Source organism: Acidovorax sp. 22279 (assembly GCF_052045435.1).
Classification (GTDB): domain Bacteria; phylum Pseudomonadota; class Gammaproteobacteria; order Burkholderiales; family Burkholderiaceae_C; genus Acidovorax; species Acidovorax delafieldii.
In genome coordinates this window covers 79,972-95,687 of sequence record NZ_JBQEOV010000016.1, presented here as the reverse complement: position 1 = coordinate 95,687, position 15,716 = coordinate 79,972, and the positions used below count along the sequence as shown (strand labels likewise).

The window sequence follows — 15,716 nt, the reverse complement described above, 5'->3', positions numbered from 1 at the left end:
GGGCGATCGAACCTGTCGCACGGTCCCACCTACTGATCGCGCGTGCCTCGCAGGGCCAGCCAGCCCGCAACCGCCGTGAAAGCCGCCACCACGGCCACGATGATCCAGAAGCCGTGGCCGTTGTCGGCCAGCGGCACCCCGCCCACGTTCATCCCAAACAGGCCGGCCAGAATGTTGATGGGCAAGGCCAGCACGGTCACCACCGTCAGCACGAACAGGCTGCGGCTGTTGGCTTCCTGCACGCTGGCGGCGATTTCTTCCTGCAGCAGCTTGATGCGCTCCTGCAGGCCCTGCATGTCGCGCAGCACCACCGAAAACTCCTCGGTCGAATCGCGCAGCTCCTGTGCATCGTCGGCGCCCATCCACGCGGGCGGGTGCTGCAGCAGGCGAAACAGCGCTGCAGGCTCGGGCGCCAGCAGCCGCTGCAGGCGCACCAGCAAGCGTCGCAGCACACCCAGCCGCGCGCGCTTGTGGTCCAGGCGCCCGGCCAGCAGTGCGTCTTCCACATCGTCGATGCGTTGTGTCACGCCCCGCACGATATCCACCAGGCCCGAGGCCTGGGTGCGCATCAGCTCGGCCAGCAGCGCCACGCTGGAGCAGGGGGCATTGCCGGTGCGCACGGCTGTGCGCAGCACGTCCACCGACCGCAGCGGGCGCGTGCGGCCGGTCACCATCAGGTGCGGCGCCACGCTGGTCCACAGGGTCGCAATGTCCGAAGGCTCGAACGCAAAATCAAAGTGTGCGTCGTTGAGCACGGCAATCAGCGTGTCGTCGTCGCGCTCGATGCGTGTCGAGACCGAGCGGTCCTTGAGCGCATCAAAAAAGGCTTCCGGCAGATGGGCGTGCCGCTCCATCCAGCGCACTGCCTGCGCGTGGCTCAGGTTGAAGTGCAGCCACAGAAACTGCCCTGACGGCGCGGCGCCTGCCTGCAGGCCGGCCAGCCATTGCGCGGCCTGGGCCGAATCCACCTCCTGCGGCGGGGTGTCGGTACCCAGCAGGTAGCCGCAGATCAGCCCGGCGGCATCTCCGCCGTAGTTCAGGCTGGCGTTGGGGGCGAGGGGATTTGACAAAGCGGCGGGGTGGTCTGCGGGCGGCACGGCCTCGCATGCTGGCCTCTGGGCATGACAGCGTTGTGACAGATCACACCAGTGTCATGGCGCTGTCACTGCAGCGGTCCACCATCGCGCATCTGATTTGCACTACCGCCGGATGCTTGCCCATGTTCTACAACAACGCCCTTGACACGCAGGAGCTGATGCAACGCATCGCCAACGACCTTATCGACAGCTACGACGAAGAGCTGGAACTGGAGATCGAAGACCGCGAGGTCGATGACATCGGCGCCCCCAGCCCTGGCGACAAGCTGGCGCGCCAGCAGTACTTCAAGGACCTGTTCCGCCTGCAGGGCGAGCTGGTCAAGCTGCAGGATTGGGTGCAGCACAGCCGCCAGAAGGTGGTGATCCTGTTCGAGGGGCGCGATGCGGCGGGCAAAGGGGGCGTCATCAAACGCATCACGCAGCGCCTGAACCCCCGTGTGGCCCGGGTGGCGGCACTGCCCGCACCCAACGACCGAGAGCGCACGCAGTGGTACTTTCAGCGATATGTAGCGCACCTGCCTGCGGCGGGCGAGATGGTGCTGTTTGACCGCAGCTGGTACAACCGCGCGGGCGTTGAGCGGGTGATGGGCTTTTGCACCGACGACGAATACGAAGAGTTCTTCCGCACCGTGCCCGAGTTTGAAAAGATGCTGGTGCGTTCGGGTATCACGCTGGTCAAATACTGGTTCTCCATCACCGATGAAGAGCAGCACCTGCGCTTTCTGGGCCGCATTCACGACCCGCTCAAGCAATGGAAGCTCAGCCCCATGGACCTGGAAAGCCGCGTGCGCTGGGAGGCCTACACCAAGGCCAAGGAAACGATGCTGGAGCGCACCCACATCCCTGAAGCCCCCTGGTGGGTGGTGCAGGCGGTAGACAAGAAAAAGGCGCGCCTGAACTGCATTGCGCACCTGCTGTCTCAGCTGCCCTACCAGGAGGTGCCACACCCGCCCGTGGTGCTGCCTGACCGCGTGCGCAACCCCGAGTATTTGCGCCAGCCCGTGCCAGCCAGCATGTACGTGCCAGAGATCTACTAAGACATCTGGCGCGCCCCCTGCGGGGCCGAGGGAGGCTGAGTGTCCTTCAGCAGTGCAATGGTGGCGATCACATCCCGCACCTTGAAGGGCTTGATCAGCACCCGCCGCACCTGCAGGGCCTTCATCTTCACGGCGGTGGAGGCATCGACTTGCGTGGTCGTCACCGCCACCGGCACATTGGCATTGACGGCCAGCGTGTCGTTGCGGACCTGCTCCAGCAGCGCGATAGCCTCTTGTTCTTGCTCGTCAATTGAGACGATCACACCCGCAAAGTCCTGGTGTGTCAACCGCTGATGGGCCATGCGCACGCTGTTCACCTGCCGCACGGCGGGCAGGTTCAGTTGACGCGCCGTGGCCACGATGATGCTGCCGGTCAGCGAGCTGGGTTCGATCAGCAGGATGTCCTGGGGGCTGTGGTCGCTCATGGGGCCGAGGCTCCCTGCTGGCGCCGGACCAGCTCTTCCACTGCCAGGTCGCGCAGCGAGCCCAGGATGGCCAGATCGATGTCGTCTAGGGTGCGCGGTTTGTTATCGATCAGGCACAGCGTGCCCACGTTCTGTCCGCCCGGCAGCTTGAGCGGGGCGCCGGCATAGAACTGGATGTGGGGCTCCCCTGTGACCAGCGGGTTGCCAATGAAGCGCTCGTCCTGGTTCACATCGGGCACGACCATGATGTCGTCCTGCAGGATGGCGTGGCCGCAGAACGAGATGCCCCGCGAGGTCTCGCACTGGTTCATGCCCAACCGTGACTTGAACCACTGGCGGTCTTCATCGATCAGCGAGAGCAGAGCCGTGGGCACATCGAACTCCTGCGCGGCAAAGGCCGTCAGGCGGTCAAACCGCTCTTCGGGCGGCGTGTCCAGAATCAGTAGCTGGCGCAGCGCCTGCAGGCGGTCGGGCTCGTTGGCGGGGCGGGGTGGTTCTTGCATGGTGGCGACCCGGCGGGTGGTGCGGCAAAGGACTTGATTATGGGCGGGTGCCGTGTCGCGTGCATCGCGCGGCATCACACCGGACTGGTCCCTCAGTGGCTGCGCGCACTGCCCTGTGATGGCGTGCCGCCGCGCCCGAACTGGTGCCAGGCCCGGCGCAGCTGCGTGTCGGAGCTGAACCCCGCCATCAGCGCCGCCTGCGTCACGTTCTGGCCGGACCGCAGCGCGGCCTCGGCAGTGGCCAGGCGGATGCGGCGCAGGTATTGCAGCGGGGCGATGCCCGCATGTTCCAGAAACAGCCGCGTCAGATGCCGGGGTGAGGTGTGGGCCACCTCGGCCATCTGCGGCACGCTCCAGTCGGCCTGGGGCTGCTGGCCCACGGCGTCCTGCACGCGGTGCAGGGCCGGGTGCAGGTGGTTGCGGTGGTGCAGAAAGGGCGAGAACTCCGGGTCGTTGGGCCCCCGGCGCAGGGCCACCACCATGGCCTGCGCCACCTGCGCGGCCAGCGCGGGGCCGCAGGTGTCCGAGATGCGGTGCAGCAGCAAGTCGATGCCCGTGGTCACGCCAGCGCTGCTGTACACGGCGCCATCGGCCACAAACACGCGGTTGGCCACCACGTCGCAGCGCGGGTCCACGGCGGCCAGCTCGTCCAGATGCTGGTGGTGGGTGGTGGCACGGCGCCCCGTGAGCAGGCCGGCATGGGCGGCCAGCACCGAGCCCGCGCACACGGTGATCAGCTCCAGCTGCCCCGCCACGGGCCGCAGCCCGCGCAGCCAGTGCAGCAGCGCGCGGGCCTCGTCGCCGTCCACCGCGATGTGTTGCCCGGCCAGGCCCACCAGCACCACCCAGGCGGGGCTGGGCAGCGTGGCAGGCAGCGGCTCCAGCTGGGTCAGCACGGCACCTACCGACGAGACAGACTCGGGCGTGGGGCTCACAAAGTGCTGCACAAACCGCTCGGGCTGGCCTTGCTTGGCCAGGGTCTGATTGGCGATGCGCAGCGCTTCGGCCGGGCCCGCCCAGTCCAGCACCAGGCTGCCCGGCAGCAGGGCGAAATAGACGTGGATGGGGGACGAGGCCGGGTTCTGCATCGATGGCTTTGGGTCAGGCTAAAAGCGTGTCAGGGCTGGGGGTTCCAGGGCGTGTCCATCTGGCGGGCCGTGCGCTCGGACAGCGCCGCGCCCAGCAGCCGGGTGACCAGGTGCAGGCTCATGTCGATGCCGGCGCTGATGCCGGCCGAGGTCACCAGCGCGCCCCGGTCCACCCAGCGCACATTCTCCTGCACGTCGAGCGCGGGGTACTGCGTGCGCAGGTCGGCGGTGTCCTCCCAGTGGGTGGTGGCCGGGCCTTCGGTCAGCACACCGGCTGCGGCCAGGATGAAGGCCCCTGTGCACACCGAGGCCGTGATCTGCGCACGGCCTGCCGCCTGGGCGACCCAGGCGCGGGTGGCAGGGCAGGCCGCAGCGGCATCGACCACACCGCCGGGCACGATCAGCACATCGGGCGCGGTGGCGCTGGCAAAGTCCGCATCGGGCAACACGCGCAAACCCGCCCGGGCGCGCACCGGGTCCAGGCTGCGGGCCACGCACTGCACCACAAACGGTGCAGGCGCGCCGGGATGTTGCCGCTGGTGCATGCGGCTGGCGGTGGTGAAGACCTCATAGGGCCCGCCCAGGTCCAGGGCCTCCACGTCGTCGAACACCAGGATGGCGACCTGCAATGGCTGGGCGCTCACTGTTGTACCTTCGGCTTCGCCTGCGGTGCGAGCTTGCTTGGGGCGGCCCGGCGCGGCGCTCATGCGGCCGCCCGGTCCAGCGCCTGTTGCACTGTGCACAGGGTCGCAAAGCGGCCTTGCAGCACGGTGGCGGTGCGGGTCTTGATGTCGGCCGCCGCCAGCACCTGGCCGTCGGGCTGCAGCATGTCCCAGGTCAGCGTGGCATCGGTCACGTAGTCCACGTCCCAGCCCAGGTCGGACGCGTGGCGGGTGGTGGTTTCGCAGCACTGTTCGGTGCGGATGCCGCTCACGATCAGGCGCTGGATGCCATGGCGTGTCAGCCACACATCGAGGCCCGTGCCCACCAGCGCGCTGTGGCGCGACTTGGTGAAGGTGGCTGCTGCGTCGAAGGTGGCCAAGCCTTTCAGTGGCCGCACCTGGCCCGAGGCCTGCGAAAACGGGTTCTCGGCGACTTCGGGGCCGTCGCTGTGGAACACGCGCACCACCGGGATACCCTGGGCGACACACCCGTCGATCAGCGCGTTCTGCGCTTGCAGGTAGGCAGGCAGGTCGTGTTCGGTGAAAAAGGGGCGGTGGCGGAACGATTCCTGGACATCAATCACTATCAGACAGATTTTCATGGTGTGCTCACAGAGGAAGTGGTTTGGATGTGCTTATGTTCGCTGCACAGCGGCCGACGGTCCGAACTGACGGAGACAGGATTCGATCAATTTCAGCCATCATTCTGTGGCGAATGACGGGCCTGGCTGGCGCCCCAGCCCATTTCAGGTGCCGCGCTGACCCTGTGAAGCGTGTTTTGGAGCCAGGTCAGCGTTATGCGCTGGTACATATTGCCTTTCAAGCTATCAAAGAAATAGCAATATTCAAGCTGCGCAGGAAGCTGTTAAGGTGGCTAGGGTTTTCCCTGATTTTTTGAACATCGCCCACCAGACCACCTGCCTGACTATGCCCCGCCGTTCCCGCCTGTTCTCGCTGTCGTCGCTGACGCGGGCCTACCAGCGCAATCTCAAGGCCTTCGCGCGGGCTGCGCGGGCCAGCACCCGGCCGGTGCGGGCCAAGGCAGCGTCCAAACTGCGGACAGCGCCGCGCAAGGCGGCGGTTGCCAAGATGCCCTCCACGGCCCGCACACCGCGCCCCGCAGGCAAGCCGGTGCCGTCGCGGGGCGAGTGGATGTCTGGCGTGGCCCCCGGCCCGGCGGGGGCGCGGCGGTTTCATGCCTATGTGCCTGCCGGGCTGGCCCTGCGCCCGGGCGAAAAGCTGCCGCTGCTGGTCATGCTGCACGGCTGCGGCCAGACGGGGCGGGACATTGCCGCCGTGTCGCGCATGAACCGGCTGGCGGCGCGCCATCGGTTTGTGGTGCTGTACCCCGAGCAGGAGCGCATGGCCAACGCCCACGGCTGCTGGAACTGGTTTGAACGCCGCAATGGCCGCGCCGAGGCCGAAGCCGCCACGCTGCTGGCCGCCGTGGACAAGGTGGCGCGCCGCCTGCCGGTGGACCTGGCGCGGGTGGCGGTGGCCGGGTTGTCGGCAGGCGCCAGCATGGCGGTGCTGATGGCGGCGCTTTACCCCCACCGGTTCTGCGCGGTGGCCATGCATTCCGGTGTGGCGCCCGGCACGGCCGAATCCGCCGCCACGGCCNATGGCCGCCGCGAGGCCCATCTGCCGGACCCTCCTGCGGTTGCCGCTGCGGTCGCACCGACGGACGCTACCGTGCTGCCCATCAGCGCCCCTGCGGCTTTGCCACCGCTGCTGATCGTGCATGGCGATGCCGATGGTGTGGTGTCGGTGCGCAACGCGGCGGCGACCGCCTTGTTGTGGGCCGGTGGGTTGGGGGCGCGGGCGGGTGCCATCCGCACCTTGCAGAGGGGCCAGCGATACCCCATGCGGGTGACCGAATTCAAGGCCCGGGGCCGCACCGTGGTGGCGCTGCGTGAGGTGGTCGGGCTGGCCCATGCCTGGAGCGGCGGCGCCGCGCAGTTGCCCTACAGCGACCCGGCCGGGCCCGATGCGTCGGCGCTCATCTGGGCCTTTGTGGCCCGTCAATTCGCAAAATAGTCAAAAAAATGGCCGCAAGCGCTAGTGCTGATTGTGCTTGCTGCTATCAAAAAGTGACTGTCCGCGCGGGTGGCTCCGGGGTGCCCGCAGGCCACTGCCTGGCTGCGGTCACACCAGCCGAGCGGCCACCAGTTCCTTCTTGAGGTAGGCGTAGAACAGCGGCGCCGCCACCAGCCCCGCAGGGCCAAACACGGCCTCGGCCACGAACATCACGCTCAGAAGCTCCCACACGCCCATCTGGGTGCGGCGGCCCACCACCTTGGCGTTGATCACATATTCGGCCTTGTGGATCAGGATCAAAAACCCCAGGCAGGCGGCGGCCGCCAGCGGCGACACCGACAGCCCCACGATGGTGATCACCACGTTGCACACCAGGTTGCCCACGATGGGCACCAGCCCGGCCACGAAGGTGAAGGTGATCAGCACCGGCGTGTAAGGCAGCTGCAGCCCCCACACCGGCAGCACGAACAGCAGGAACAGGGCGGTGAGCAGGGTGTTGAACGCCGCGATCCAGAACTGCGCCGCCACGATCTGGCGGAACGCCTCGCCAAACAGCGTGATGCGTAGCTTGAGCTGCTGGGCCAGCGGGCCGCGCGCCAGCACCGGCGGGCGCACGGCGGCGAGCGCGCCGATGAGCAGGCCCACATAGGCAAACAGCACCCCGGCGAGCCAGGCCCGCCCCGCCATGGCCAGCGCACCGGCCTTGGCGCCCAGATAGCTGGCAATGATGCGCTGGATGTCGGCCACGCCCTCGGGCAGGTGGGAGGCCATGTCGGCGGGCAGCTTCAGGCGCAGCTCCAGCACCGTGCGGGCCATGTAGGTGAGCAGTTCCTGGTACTGCTGCGGTGCGCTGACCAGGTACCCACGCGAATGGGTCAGGCCCAGCGCCAGCAGCGCCAGGGGCAGCAGCATCACCAGACCAGCGGCCGTGACCTGGGCCACGCGCAGGCTGGTGGGGGATGGGGCGGCTTGGCGCTGGGTCCGGCCCAGCCCCGCTGCAAACCAGCCCGTGAGCGCCCGGGTGAGCAAAAAGCCCAGGCACACACACAGCAGGCCGGGCAGCAGGCCACGCCACATCACCAGCAGCAGCGCAGCGGCCACCAGCAGATAGCTGGCCACCACGATGCCCTGGTTCAGGGCGCGCGGAGGCAGGGTGGTGGGCGTGGGCTCAGGTTGCGCTGAGGGGGGTGGAGCGGGGCGCTGCGCCATGCGCGGTGAGGGGGCGGTGTTGCTGGCCGGGTATCAGGCCACCACCACGGCGGCGCCTTCGCCACGCGCTGCGATCGTGCCAATCGCGTAGACCTGTTCACCGGCAGTTCGCAGCGTGGCGGCCGTGGCTTCGGCGTTGGCCGCATCCACCACCACCACCATGCCGATGCCGTTGTTGAAGGTGCGGTTCATCTCGATGTCGTCGATGCCCGCCGTCTTCTGCAGCCAGGCGAACAGCTCGGTCTGGGGCCAGCTGCCCTTCTTCAGGTGCGCGGCGGTGCCGTCGGGCAGCACGCGGGGGATGTTCTCCAGCAAACCACCGCCGGTGATGTGGGCCAGGGCCTTGATGGGGTGAGCGGCCAGCGCGGCCAGCACGTTCTTCACGTACAGGCGGGTGGGCTCCATGATGGCCTGCTTGAAGGGCTTGCCGTCCAGCGTGGCGGGCACTGTGCCCTGGCTTTCAGCGCGGTCAATGCACTTGCGCACCAGCGAGAAGCCGTTGGAGTGCACGCCGTGGCTGGACAGGCCCAGCACCACGTCGCCAGGGGCCACGTCCTTGCCGGTCAGGATCTTGGATTTTTCGACCGCGCCCACGGCAAAGCCGGCCAGGTCGTATTCGCCCGCCGGGTACATGCCGGGCATTTCGGCCGTTTCGCCGCCGATCAGCGCACAACCGGAGAGCTCGCAGCCCTTGGCGATGCCGCCGACCACGGCCGCAGCCGTGTCCACGTCGAGCTTGCCGCAGGCAAAGTAGTCCAGGAAGAACAGGGGCTCGGCGCCCTGCACCAGCACGTCGTTCACGCTCATGGCCACCAGGTCGATGCCCACGGTGTCGTGCATGTTCCATTCGAACGCCAGCTTGAGCTTAGTGCCCACGCCATCGGTGCCAGAGACCAGCACGGGCTCCTTGTAACGCTTGGGCACTTCAAACAGCGCGCCAAAGCCGCCGATGCCCGCCAGCACGCCTTCGCGCATGGTCTTCTTGGCCAGCGGCTTGATGCGCTCGACCAGGGCGTCGCCCGCGTCGATGTCAACGCCGGCGTCTTTGTAGGAGATGGGGGTGGAGGGGGCAGAAGAGCTCATGGGTGGTGTGGTGCTGGTAGGCCCGCCGGGCGGGCTGGAATCCGGGGATTTTAAGGGGCACGCTCAGGCCCACCACCTCAGCCCTGCGGTACAGGGGGCTTTGGGGCGCGGCCGTGCCGGGCAGATTGCACCAGTACACCGGCCAGCGCCAGCGTGGCAAACAGGATTCCGGCACCAAACGTGGCACTGGCGCCCAGCCGGTCCCACAGCAGGCCTGCCAGCCCGCTGGCCACCAGCAGTGCCACGCCGCTGACCAGGTTGAACATGCCAAACGCCGTGCCCCGCAGGTCGGCCGGTGCGGTGTCGGCCACCATGGTGGCCAGCAGCCCTTGCGTCATGGCCATGTGCAGGCCCCACAGCGCAATCCCCAGCCAGGCGGCGGCGCCCCGGTCGCTGAGGGCCAGCAGCGCATCGGCAGCGATCAGCGCCACCAGCCCCCAGGCCAGCAGCGTGGTGTGGCGGGTGCTGTCTGCCAGTTTGCCCAGCGGGTAGGCGCCCAGTGCAAACACCACGTTCATCAGCACCAGCACCAGGGGCGTCCAGGCCAGTGGCAGGCCACCCTGTTGCACGCGCAGCACCAGAAACGCCTCGCTGAAGCGCGCCAGCGTGAACACGGCGCCCAGCGCCACCACCCACCAGTAGGCGCCGCCCAGGCGGCGCAGGTTCTCGCGGCGGATGGGGTTGGTGCGCACGGCGCTGGCGGCGCGCTCGGGCTCGCGCACACCCACCAGGAGCAGTGCCACGCACAGGGCGGCCGGAATCACGGCCACCCAGAACACGGCGCGGAAGTCATTGGCCCACAGCAGCATCAGCCCCATGGCCAGCAGTGGGCCCAAAAAGGCGCCCACGGTGTCCAGGGACTGCCGCAGCCCGAATGCCGCGCCCCGCATGCCGGGCGGCGCAAGGTCGGCCACCAGCGCGTCGCGCGGCGCGCCGCGTATGCCCTTGCCCACCCGGTCGAGCAGGCGCGCCGTGACCACCAGGCCCACGGTGGGCGCGATGGCAAACAGGGGTTTGGACAGTGCACCGAGCCCATAGCCCAGCACCGCCAGTGGCTTGCGCCGCCCCCACCAATCGCTCAACACCCCCGAAAACACCTTGAGTACCAGCGCTGTGGCCTCGGCCGCGCCCTCGATCAGGCCCACCGCGAGCATGCTCACGCCCAGCGTGGTGACCAGGAACACCGGCAGCAGGCTGTGGATCATCTCGGACGACACGTCCATCAACAGGCTGACGAAGCCCAGCGCCCAGATGCTGGCGGGCAGGCGCTTGGCGGGGGCGGCGGGAGGTGTCATGGTGCAAGGCAGGGGACGGTGGTGCCGGGCGGCGGCCCAGGGGGCTGGCAGCAGACTAAAATCGCGGCCATTGTCGCCCAGCCCCTGCGAGGGAGCCGGTCGGTGACCACGCGCCGTATGCCACTTTGTCGCCGCGCCTGGCCGCAGTCATCGACGGCCCGGTGCCTTCCCACCCACTTGTGATGCCGCTGCTGACCCTCTTCCTGACCGCCGCTTCCGCACCTTCCGCCACGGTTCAGCCTGCACTGTGCGGGCGCCGCGCATGACGATGAAGCAACTGGCGCTGGACATCGGCCTGGCCACCGGGCCCACCCTCGACCGTTTTTTTGCCGGGCCCAACGAGGCCGCGCTGCAGCACCTGCGCCTGGCCGCCGGGGCGGGCAGCAGTGAAGCCACCCGCTCCCCGGTGCCCACCTACCTCTGGGGCGAGCCGGGCAGCGGCAAGACCCATTTGCTCCAGGCCGTGCGCCAGGCCCTGCGCGAGCAGGGCTCCAGCGTGGGCTGGCTCGACCCCTCGGTGGGCGAGCCGCCAGACTTTGACGAGCGCTGGGCCGCCGTGGTCATAGACGACGTGCACCTGTACAGCACCGCCCAGCAGGCCACGGCCTTCAACTGGTTCGTCAATGCCATCAGCCCCGCCAGCGGTAGCCAGCGCTGGGTGCTGGCGGCTGGCGATCTGCCCCCCGCCGACCTGCCGCTGCGCGACGACCTGCGCAGCCGTCTGGGCTGGGGCCATGTGTTCCAGCTGCAACTGCTGGGCGAGGCCGAGCGCCGCGCCGTGCTGCGCCAGGAGGCCGATGCGCGCGGCGTGTTCCTGGGCGACGAAGTCATGGACTACATGCTCAACCGCTTTTCGCGCGACCTGGGCAGCCTGATGCAGCTGCTGGACCAGCTTGACGCCTTTGCCTTGCGCACCCAGCGTGCCATCACGATTCCGCTGCTCAAGACAATGCTCGAGTCCGAATAAAAAATGAGGGACAACCCCCTGAGCGGCTGCGCCGCTTCCCCCTTCTCTCGCTGTGCTGCGCACCGCGGGAAGGAGGACGCCGCCAGCGCGGCGGGGCGGCCCTTGCGCGGCGGCCGCTGGGTTTGGGCAGCGACAGTTTTTGCAACCGCTCGCGCAGCGCAACTTATTGAATGATTGAAATGCAAAGAAGCCGCCTTCGCTTGGCGCTGTTTGACCTGGACCACACGCTGCTGCCGCTCGACTCTGACTACGAGTGGGGTGAGTTCACCATCCGCATCGGCTGGAACGACCCGGTGGAGTTCGCGCGCCGCAACGACGAGTTCTATGCCCACTACCAGGCGGGAACGCTCGATGTACACGACTACGTGCGTTTTGCGACCGAGGCCGTGCGCCTGCGCGGGCCCGAGGCCGCAGCGGCGGCGCACCAGCAGTTCATGCGCGAGGTCATCACCCCCGCCATCCAGCCCCAGGCGCTCGACCTGATCCGCCAGCACCAGGCAGCGGGCGACGAGGTGGTGATCGTCACTGCCACCAACGAGTTCGTGACCACCCCCATCGCCCAGGCGCTGGGGGTGCCGCAACTGCTGGCCGTGCAGCTGGTGCGCGACGCCAGTGGCTGGTACACCGGCGAGATTGACGGTATCCCGACCATGCGCGAAGGCAAGGTGCGCCGCATGGAACAATGGCTGGCCGGGCGGCAGCTCAGCTGGGCCGACGTGGAGAGTACCTTCTACAGCGACTCCATGAACGACGTGCCCCTGCTGGAGAAGGTGAACCACCCGGTCGCCACCAACCCCGACCCGCGCCTGCGCGCCCTGGCCCAGGAGCGCGGCTGGCGCATACTGGACCTGTTTGCCGAGCCTGCCAGCCAGACGGCCTCCTGACCCCCTGCGCTCGCAGTCCCCTGATATCTCCCTACCCATGATCAAGAAGTTCATCGACAAACTGCTGGGCAAATCGACGCCCGGGACCTCGGGCGGCAAGCCCCATTTCGGCAAGCGCGAAGAGGTGCCCGCCAGCGTGCACGGCATCAACCCCGAGCTGGTGGACCGCCGCGCCGCCGAGGTGGTGCAGACGCTCAAGGACGCCGGCTTCGAGGCCTACATCGTGGGTGGCGCTGTGCGCGACCTGCTGCTGGGCCTGCGCCCCAAGGACTTCGACGTGGCCACCAACGCCACGCCCGAGCAGGTCAAGGGCCTGTTTCGCCGCGCGTTCATCATCGGCAAGCGCTTTCGCATCGTGCATGTGGTGCACGGCCGGGGCCGCGAGCACGAGGTGATCGAGGTCTCCACCTTCCGCGCCTACCTCGACAATGCCGCAGCGGGTCAGGTGGCTGGCAACGAAAAGACCAGCAAGGCGCAGCTGTCGGGCATGCAGCATGCCGTGGACGCCAGCGGCCGCGTGCTGCGCGACAACGTCTGGGGCCCGCAGGACGAAGACGCGACGCGCCGCGACTTCACCGTGAACGCCATGTACTACGACCCGGTCAGCCAGATCGTGGTCGATTACCACAAGGGTTTGCAGGACGCGAAGAAGAAGACGCTGCGCATGATTGGCGACCCCGCCACGCGCTACCGCGAAGACCCGGTGCGCATCATCCGCGCCGTGCGTTTTGCGGCCAAGCTCAGCCCGCTGGGCTTCAGCATCGATGCCAAGTCGGCCGCGCCGCTGGTGCAGTCGCAGGCCCTGCTGGCCGAGGTCCCCCAAAGCCGCATGTTTGACGAAATGCTCAAGCTGCTGCAGACCGGGCACGCCATCGCCACCATCGAGCAGCTGCGCAAGCTGGGCATGTCCAAGGGCATCTACCCGCTGCTGGACGTGGCCGTGGAGCGCGCCGACACACCGTTTGTCAAAGCGGCCCTGGTGGACACCGACCGCCGCGTGAACGAAGGCAAGCCCGTGGCCCCCAGCTTCTTGCTGGCCTGCGTGCTGTGGGAAGACGTGCGCAATGGCTGGCAGGAGCGCCTGAACCAGCGCCAACATCCGCTGCCCGCGCTGCAAGAGGCCATCGACGAGGTGTTCGACAAACGCATTGGCGACGTGTCGGGCCGCGGCAAGCTGGCCGCCGACATGCGTGAGATCTGGGTGATGCAGCCGCGTTTTGAAAAGCGCGTGGGCAACACGCCGTTCGGCATGGTCATGCAGCCGCGCTTTCGCGCCGGGTTCGACTTCATGCGCCTGCGCGCCGATGTGGGCGAAGTCGAGGAAGCCCTGGCCGAGTGGTGGCAAGACTTCCAGGCGGCGGACGATGAGCGCCGCGACGACCTGATGGACCAGGCCAAGGAAGAGCAGAAGGCCCGCCAGAAAGCGCAGCCTGTTGTCAAGCGTGTGCCTCGCAGTGCACCTGCTGCAGCACCTCGTGCCCCTGGCACCGTCCAAGACACTGACCATGCGGGCGGTGAAACCGAATGGGCTGCCGAAAGCGGCGCGCCCAAGAAGCGCCGCCGTCGTCGCCGCAAGCCCGGTGGTGGTGGCGGCGAAGGTGCAGCACCTGCTGCGGCTGGCGAGTGAGTTTGCCGGACGTGGGGGAGCAGGCTGAGCGGGCCTCTCGGGTCTATGTGGGCCTGGGGGCCAATCTGGGAGAGCGGCGAGCCGCCTTGCGCAAGGCTTTGGCGGCCATGGGTCAATTGCCCGGCACGCGGGTCCTGCGCGTGTCGCCGCTCTATGGCAGCGCACCGGTCGATGCCGGTGGCCCGGACTACCTCAACGCCGTGGCCGAGCTGACAACGACCCTGGCACCTGAGGCCCTGCTGGGTGCCCTGCAAGCCATCGAGCTATCTGCTGGCCGCGAGCGCCCCTACCGCAACGCGCCGCGCACGCTGGACCTCGACATTCTGTGGTTTGGCGACCAGGTGATCGACACCCCCACACTCACCGTGCCCCACCCCCGCATGGCCGAGCGCGCGTTCGTGCTGCGCCCCCTGGCCGATCTGGTGCCTGGGCGGGTGGATGCGTCGGCGTTGCAGGCCGTAGCGACTCAGGACATCCACCAGCTGGAAGGCCCGGCTTGGGTGGGCGCTTTATCGGGTGAATAATTTGCTCCTGAATTGGGAGCTTTTTGCGCTTTATAGATAAGCGCTAGGGCCTGAAAAGGCTTAAAAATATTCCCGTCTGCATTGGCTTTGCGTGGGACAGATGAAACGGACGCGGTCCAACGCCAGTGCCACCGTGGAACCGGCTCCGCCGGGCCTCGGGTGGCGTCTCTCTCGGGGGCTGGGAGGCCGCAGCCCCAAGCCTGCCCGCGCAGGCGTGGACGGCATCGAAGAGCTACCGCCTCAGGCGGCAGCACCGAGCGGATTGCGTCTCAGAGCGTCAATCGACTTTTGCCCCGGACGCCTTCACCACCTGCTGGTACTTGGCACGCTCGCTGGCCATGAAGCTGTCGAACTGCTGCGGCGTGGTGGTCACGGGCTCCGCCAGCAATGCGGCAAAGCGGGTCTTCGTTTCGGGCGCGTTCAGTGCCGCCACAAAAGCCTTGTTCAGCTTGTCGATGATGGGCTTGGGCGTGGCGGCGGGCGCCACCAGGCCCCACCAGGTGTCGATGGAAAAACCCTTGAAAGTCGCGGAAAGTGGCGGCACGCCGGGCAGCGAGGCCGAGGCGTCGAGCGAGGTCACGGCCAGCGCCTTGAGCTTGCCCGCGCGGATGTTGGGCGCTGCGGCGGCCAGATTGTCGATGTTGAAGTCCACCTCGCCCGCCAGCAGTGCCAGCTGGGCCGGGTTGGCGCCCCGGTAGGGGATGTGCAGCGCGTAGATGCCGGCGCGCTGCTTGAACATCTCGCCCGCCAGGTGGCCCGCGCTGCCGTTGCCGCCACTGCCGTAGTTGAGCTTGGCGGGGTTGGCCTTGGCGTAGGCGATGAGGTCGGTCACGGTGTGGATCTTGAGTTGCTCGGCCTTGGCGGCGTTCATGACCAGCACATTGGGCACGCGCACCATCTGCGTGATGCCGGCAAAGTCCTTGCCTGCGTCATAGGGCATGCGGGCATACAGCCAGGGGTTGACTGCGTGGGTGGCGGTGGCCGCGATGCCAATGGTCAGGCCATCGGGTGCAGCTTTGGCAATCGCGTCGGCGCCGATGTTGCCGCCCGCGCCGCCCTTGTTGTCGATGATGACCGTGCCCAGCGATTCGCGCACGCGCTCGGCCAGTGCGCGGGCCGTGACGTCGATGGGGCCGCCCGGGGCATACGGCACGATCAGGCGGATGGGCTGGCCGGCATCCTGAGCCCAGACGGTGGGGGACGAAAAAGCCGTTGCGGTGGCAGCGGCGGTGGCGAGGAGGATGAGGTTTCTGCGGTTCATGGGCGCCATTGTGCAAA

General features: G+C 67.9%; 16 protein-coding genes. 6 read left to right on the top strand and 10 right to left on the bottom strand.

The features are described from left to right. Positions 1-29 precede the first annotated feature (29 nt). Entirely contained in the window at positions 30-1,070 is a 1,041-nt protein-coding gene (locus tag ACTJKQ_RS19675; RefSeq protein WP_056067078.1) for a transporter, read from the bottom strand. 149 nt (positions 1,071-1,219) lie between these two features. On the opposite strand from ACTJKQ_RS19675, the gene ppk2 reads away from it, so the two are divergent. Further along, on the top strand, positions 1,220-2,134 hold the full coding sequence (gene ppk2 / locus ACTJKQ_RS19670) for a polyphosphate kinase 2 (protein ID WP_056067080.1): 915 nt from the start codon (positions 1,220-1,222) through the stop codon (positions 2,132-2,134). On the opposite strand, the gene ACTJKQ_RS19665 is transcribed toward ppk2, so the two are convergent. From ACTJKQ_RS19665 to ACTJKQ_RS19645, 5 genes are all read right to left on the bottom strand, one after another. Then, a complete protein-coding gene (locus ACTJKQ_RS19665) occupies positions 2,131-2,559 on the bottom strand; it encodes a histidine kinase (RefSeq protein ID WP_440597813.1) in 429 nt (142 codons plus the stop codon). The genes ppk2 and ACTJKQ_RS19665 overlap by 4 nt on opposite strands. After that, on the bottom strand, positions 2,556-3,062 hold the full coding sequence (locus tag ACTJKQ_RS19660) for a GAF domain-containing protein (RefSeq protein WP_288853448.1): 507 nt from the start codon (positions 3,060-3,062) through the stop codon (positions 2,556-2,558). Before ACTJKQ_RS19660 ends, ACTJKQ_RS19665 begins: the two co-directional genes overlap by 4 nt. Positions 3,063-3,154: 92 nt before the next feature. Next, complete coding sequence (locus ACTJKQ_RS19655; RefSeq protein ID WP_056748306.1) at positions 3,155-4,150, bottom strand: GlxA family transcriptional regulator; 996 nt, start codon at positions 4,148-4,150, stop codon at positions 3,155-3,157. 29 nt (positions 4,151-4,179) lie between these two features. Further along, positions 4,180-4,794: a DJ-1/PfpI family protein gene (locus ACTJKQ_RS19650; protein ID WP_440597839.1), complete on the bottom strand. Its 615-nt coding sequence runs from the start codon at positions 4,792-4,794 to the stop codon at positions 4,180-4,182. A 59-nt stretch (positions 4,795-4,853) separates the two neighbouring features. Then, positions 4,854-5,414, bottom strand: a complete 561-nt coding sequence (locus tag ACTJKQ_RS19645) for a cysteine hydrolase family protein (RefSeq protein ID WP_440597812.1) — start codon at positions 5,412-5,414, stop codon at positions 4,854-4,856. A gap of 325 nt (positions 5,415-5,739) precedes the next feature. Between ACTJKQ_RS19645 and ACTJKQ_RS19640 the strand changes: the two genes are divergently transcribed. After that, positions 5,740-6,849, top strand: a complete 1,110-nt coding sequence (locus tag ACTJKQ_RS19640) for an extracellular catalytic domain type 1 short-chain-length polyhydroxyalkanoate depolymerase (protein WP_440597811.1) — start codon at positions 5,740-5,742, stop codon at positions 6,847-6,849. A 108-nt stretch (positions 6,850-6,957) separates the two neighbouring features. Here the strand turns inward: ACTJKQ_RS19640 and ACTJKQ_RS19635 are convergent, their stop codons facing one another. From ACTJKQ_RS19635 to ACTJKQ_RS19625, 3 genes are all read right to left on the bottom strand, one after another. Next, positions 6,958-8,058, bottom strand: a complete 1,101-nt coding sequence (locus ACTJKQ_RS19635) for an AI-2E family transporter (RefSeq protein ID WP_440597810.1) — start codon at positions 8,056-8,058, stop codon at positions 6,958-6,960. 33 nt (positions 8,059-8,091) lie between these two features. Beyond that, positions 8,092-9,141, bottom strand: coding sequence for a phosphoribosylformylglycinamidine cyclo-ligase (gene purM / locus ACTJKQ_RS19630; RefSeq protein WP_440597809.1), 1,050 nt, complete (start codon positions 9,139-9,141; stop codon positions 8,092-8,094). A 77-nt stretch (positions 9,142-9,218) separates the two neighbouring features. Beyond that, complete coding sequence (locus tag ACTJKQ_RS19625) at positions 9,219-10,436, bottom strand: MFS transporter (protein WP_440597808.1); 1,218 nt, start codon at positions 10,434-10,436, stop codon at positions 9,219-9,221. A gap of 268 nt (positions 10,437-10,704) precedes the next feature. Between ACTJKQ_RS19625 and hda the strand changes: the two genes are divergently transcribed. The 4 genes from hda (at position 10,705) to folK (ending at position 14,438) form a co-directional block, all read left to right on the top strand. Further along, entirely contained in the window at positions 10,705-11,403 is a 699-nt protein-coding gene (hda, locus tag ACTJKQ_RS19620; protein WP_440597838.1) for a DnaA regulatory inactivator Hda, read from the top strand. 179 nt (positions 11,404-11,582) lie between these two features. Beyond that, positions 11,583-12,287, top strand: coding sequence for an HAD family hydrolase (locus ACTJKQ_RS19615; RefSeq protein ID WP_440597807.1), 705 nt, complete (start codon positions 11,583-11,585; stop codon positions 12,285-12,287). A 37-nt stretch (positions 12,288-12,324) separates the two neighbouring features. Further along, positions 12,325-13,914, top strand: a complete 1,590-nt coding sequence (gene pcnB / locus ACTJKQ_RS19610) for a polynucleotide adenylyltransferase PcnB (RefSeq protein WP_056066705.1) — start codon at positions 12,325-12,327, stop codon at positions 13,912-13,914. Continuing rightward, positions 13,911-14,438, top strand: a complete 528-nt coding sequence (gene folK / locus ACTJKQ_RS19605; RefSeq protein ID WP_440597806.1) for a 2-amino-4-hydroxy-6-hydroxymethyldihydropteridine diphosphokinase — start codon at positions 13,911-13,913, stop codon at positions 14,436-14,438. The genes pcnB and folK overlap by 4 nt, the downstream gene beginning before the upstream one ends. Before the next feature lie 277 nt (positions 14,439-14,715). Here folK and ACTJKQ_RS19600 read toward each other — a convergent pair whose 3' ends face one another. Then, a complete protein-coding gene (locus ACTJKQ_RS19600) occupies positions 14,716-15,699 on the bottom strand; it encodes a Bug family tripartite tricarboxylate transporter substrate binding protein (RefSeq protein ID WP_440597805.1) in 984 nt (327 codons plus the stop codon). Positions 15,700-15,716 lie beyond the last annotated feature (17 nt).